Origin of the sequence: Sphaerotilus sp. (assembly GCF_041083715.1) — a bacterium.
GTDB lineage: Bacteria > Pseudomonadota > Gammaproteobacteria > Burkholderiales > Burkholderiaceae_C > Sphaerotilus.
On sequence record NZ_JBFPGY010000060.1, the window covers coordinates 1 to 3,875 of the forward strand.

Here is a 3,875-nt window from a genome sequence, read left to right on the forward strand (position 1 = left end):
CGGCCATCCGGGACACCGCCGACCTGGCATCGCTGGGACGGACCGCGCCCGCGCGCCTGTGCGTGATCGACCAGAACGACGCCTGCGCCCGCATCCATGCACTCGACGCCGGAGACGACGACTGCCTATCCCGCCCCTATGCGCCCCGCGAACTGCTGGCACGGGTCGCTGCCGTGCTGCGGCGCCGGCATGCCCGCTCGGCGACGGTGCCTGCTGCGTCGACTGTGCAGGAGACTGCCGCCACGATCACGTTCGGTGACTGGCGCTACGACAGCGGGCGGCGGCGGCTGCATGTGCCCGGAGGACAGGCGGTGGAGCTGTCGCCGGCCGAATCGCGCCTGCTGCTGACCTTCCTCGACCACCCGCGCGCCGTGCTGAGCCGGGATGCGCTGATGTCGGTGGCGCGCGGCCAGGGCTTCGAGGCTTACGAGCGCAGCATCGACCTGCTGGTCTCTCGCCTGCGCCAGAAATTGCGCGACGACGCCCGCCAGCCGCGCTGCATCCGCACGATCCGCGGCGTGGGCTATCTGTTCGACATCATGTAGCCACAGCGAAACCAAGACGACAACAGACGGACACCCGGACGGCGCAATCTTGCTCCTGCGGTCCGCGGCAACCCCCTCGCCGGCGGAATGCGACAACCCACCAGGAAACCGCCCATGAATGTCAATCTCAGCAGCGTACTGTCGTCGTACAGCAGTGCCCGCACCACGCAGACCCAGCGCACCGGCCCGACCGACGCCGACAAGGCCAAGATGTTCGCCGACATGGACAGCGACGGCGATGGCAGCATCAGCAAGAGCGAGTTCGACGCGTTCAAGCCATCGGGCACACCCAGCCAGTTCAATGTGCAACGCTCCACCTCGCAGCTCGCGCAGCAGTCGGGCCATGGCGGACCCGGTGGTCCGGGTGGCGCTGGCGGCCCGCCACCCGGACCGCCTCCGGGCGGCATGGGCGGTGCCGGTGGCGCGGGCAATGACCCGATCCAGTCGCTCGACAGCAACTCGGACGGCTCGGTTTCCAGCGATGAATTCGGTCTCTCTTCCGCCAGCGACACGGTGAAGAAGCTCTACGCGGCCATCGACAGCAACAGCGATGGCGCGCTGTCCACCGACGAGATCAGCAGCTTCCGCGCGCAGATGCAGGCCCAGATGAACCAGGGCCAGTCGCCGATGGGTCCGCCACCGCAGGATGCGTCGAGCAGCAGCTCCAGCGATCGCAGCACGGCCATGTCGACGAGCAGCAGCACCTCCACCCACTCCAGCCACCGCCCCGATGCGTCGGAGATGATCCGCATGATCGCGGCCCGCTATGCCGAGATGAGCGGCAACAGCAGTACCAGCACCAGCGCCGCGACCCAGTCGCTCAGCGTGACGGCGTGAGCGCCAAGGCAGCGGGCACGCGCACGGTGACTTCCAGCCCAGGCGCGGCTGCCCGCGCGACCAGCCGGCCGCCATGCGCCTGCGCCACCAGCCTGCAAAGGTACAGCCCCAGTCCCACCCCGCCGCTGCTGCGCCCGCGCGCTGCATCGGGCCGGTAGAACGCCTCGCCAAGCTGCGCCAACGCCTCGGGCGCCACACCGGGGCCGTGGTCCCGGACGCTGAAGACCAGCGCGTCCGCTTCCCGGTGCAGGCGCACGTGCAGTGGCGGCTGGCCGTGGCGCAGTGCGTTGCCGACGAGGTTGCGCACCAGCAGCCGCCAGCGGGCCGGATCGACCGCCACGGTGCCGAGATCGGCGTCCAGATCGAGTTCCAGCGCCCAGTCCGCGGGCACCTGCTCGTGCACGGCAATCTCGACCAGCGCCGCCAGATCGACCGGCTCGCGCAGCAGCGCCGCGTGGCCGGCGGCCAGGCGCTCGCTTTCCAGCAGGTCGCTGATCAGCTCGCGCATCTCGCCCAGGTCGCGCAGCAGCGCGTCGCGCGACGGACCGTCATCGACCAGCTCGGCATTCAGCCGCGCCCGCGTCAGCGGCGAGCGCAGCTCATGGCTGATCGACAGCAGCAGCGCGCGCTTGGCGTCGAGCATGTGGCGCAGCGCGCCGGCCATGGTGTTGATCTGCCCGGCCAGCCGGCCGAGTTCGTCGTCGCTGCGCACGGGAATCGGTGGATCGAACTGCCCCTGGCCATAGCGCACCGCCCCGGCGCGGATGTCGCCGAGCGGTCGCAGCCAGTGCCGCATCACGAGGTAGGCCAGCGCCGTCAGCCCCAGCAGCAGCGCGAGCGTGAACCAGCCGATCGAACGCGGCCGGTGGCGCCAGGGCACGTCACCCAGGCCGAATTCGAGCGTATGGCCATCGGCGGTGGTGCGGGTCAGCAGCAGCCAGCCGCGCTCGGTGTCGTCGCCGGCAGCGGGCGCATCATCGTCCTCGGGATGCATCATGCGGTGCATCGGCGGCAGGGGAAACGGCAGCGGCTCGCTCGCCATCCAGGGTGGCAGCATGCCTCTGCGCTGTGCACGCAGCGCGCGCAGGTGCGGGTGCGAGTCCCAGTTGACCTGCGGGCCGGCAATGCGCACGGACAGCGGCAGGCGCTCGACCAAGGCCCTGGCACGCCCGACATCGGGCGGCGAGCCCAGCTCGTCGGCGAGCCGATCGACATAGTCGGCCACCAGTGGGCGCACCAGCGCCCGCCAGCCACCACCGATCGCCCGCTGCATGCCGCCGGTGAAGACCGCCGTCAGCGCCAGCGCCAGCACCAGGAACAGCAGCACCATCCGCATGCCCAGCGCGCCGGTGAGCCGCCGGACGGCCTGCACCAGGGCGTTCATGGCTGGCGCGCCCCGGCGAAGGCATAGCCAGCGTTGCGCAGCGTCTTGATGCAGTCCAGCGGCTCCAGCTTCCTGCGGATGCGGCTGACGAGGATGTCGATGGCGCGGGTGTAGACGTCGGCCTCGTGGCCGCGCAGGCGCGACAGGATCTCGTCGCGGGTGAAGACCTTGTGCGGCTCGCTGGCCAGCAGCGCGAGCAACTCGAACTCGGTGCCGGTCAGCTCCACCTCGGCGCCACCACGCAGCACCTGGCGGCGGTCCAGGTCGATCTCGATGCCATCGAACACCAGCCGCCGGCCGTTTTCCGGCGCGGCCACGGCAGGCACCGCCGGCTGGCGGCGGCGCAGGATGGTCTGCAGCCGGGCGGCGAGTTCACGCGGTTCGAAGGGTTTGGGCAGGTAGTCGTCGGCGCCGAGTTCGAGGCCGATGACACGGTCCATCACATCGCCGCGCGCGGTCAGCATCAGGATGGGCAGGCCGGCCAGCGCAGGATCGCGCCGGATTTCGCGGCAGACAGCGAAGCCGTCCATCTCGGGCAGCATCACGTCGAGGATGGCCGCATCGAATCCGCCCTCGCGCAGACGCGCCAGCCCCACGCTCGGGCGCAGTGCGCTCTCCAGCGTGAGGTCGAAGCGCTTCAGGTAGGCCGCCAGCGGGGCGGCCAGGTGTTCGTCGTCGTCGATGAGCAGCAGGCGGGGCATGGACGGATCCTAGCGCCATGTGTCCGTCGGCCACTGGCTCATCGACGTTGGGTTCGATCAGCCGCCGTGGTGGCCCATCATGCCGCGGCCCATCGGGCCACGCTCCATGAAGGCGCGGACCTTGGTCTGCTGCTCGGGCTTGAGGCTGTCGTAGAAGTCGCCCATGGCCGTGATGACGTCGGGAGCGGATGCACGCATGGCGTTGGCCTTCTGGTCCACGAGGGCCTGGGCGCCGGCGCGGTCGAACTTGTCGCCCTTGATGAGGGCCTGCATCTCGGCGCGGGGCATCATGCCGCCGTTGCCTTGCCCCATCTGCCCGCCGTTGGCCGCCATCATGGCCATGCGCTTGGCGTGCATGGTGTCGATCAGGGTCACGAGCTTGGCCTTCTGGGCGGCATCGAGCGACAG

5 protein-coding genes are annotated in these 3,875 nt (G+C 70.3%); 2 read left to right on the forward strand and 3 right to left on the reverse strand.

All coding sequences use genetic code 11. The features are described 5' to 3' along the window. On the forward strand, window positions 1-545 hold a 545-nt coding region (locus AB3X43_RS02885), incomplete at its 5' end, for a winged helix-turn-helix domain-containing protein (RefSeq protein WP_369428382.1). 114 nt (window positions 546-659) lie between these two features. Next, window positions 660-1,382 carry a hypothetical protein gene (locus AB3X43_RS02890; protein ID WP_369428383.1) on the forward strand — a complete coding sequence of 241 codons (723 nt, stop codon included), beginning with the start codon at window positions 660-662 and terminating at the stop codon, window positions 1,380-1,382. Here AB3X43_RS02890 and AB3X43_RS02895 read toward each other — a convergent pair. The 3 genes from AB3X43_RS02895 to AB3X43_RS02905 all read right to left on the reverse strand — a co-directional run. After that, entirely contained in the window at window positions 1,366-2,766 is a 1,401-nt protein-coding gene (locus AB3X43_RS02895; RefSeq protein WP_369428384.1) for an ATP-binding protein, read from the reverse strand. The genes AB3X43_RS02890 and AB3X43_RS02895 overlap by 17 nt on opposite strands. Then, the gene (locus tag AB3X43_RS02900) at window positions 2,763-3,467 is read right to left on the reverse strand and encodes a response regulator transcription factor (protein WP_369428385.1); all 705 of its coding nucleotides are present in this window, start codon (window positions 3,465-3,467) and stop codon (window positions 2,763-2,765) included. Before AB3X43_RS02900 ends, AB3X43_RS02895 begins: the two co-directional genes overlap by 4 nt. A gap of 57 nt (window positions 3,468-3,524) precedes the next feature. Continuing rightward, window positions 3,525-3,875: Spy/CpxP family protein refolding chaperone (locus tag AB3X43_RS02905; RefSeq protein ID WP_369428386.1), on the reverse strand; the 351-nt coding region annotated here is incomplete at its 5' end.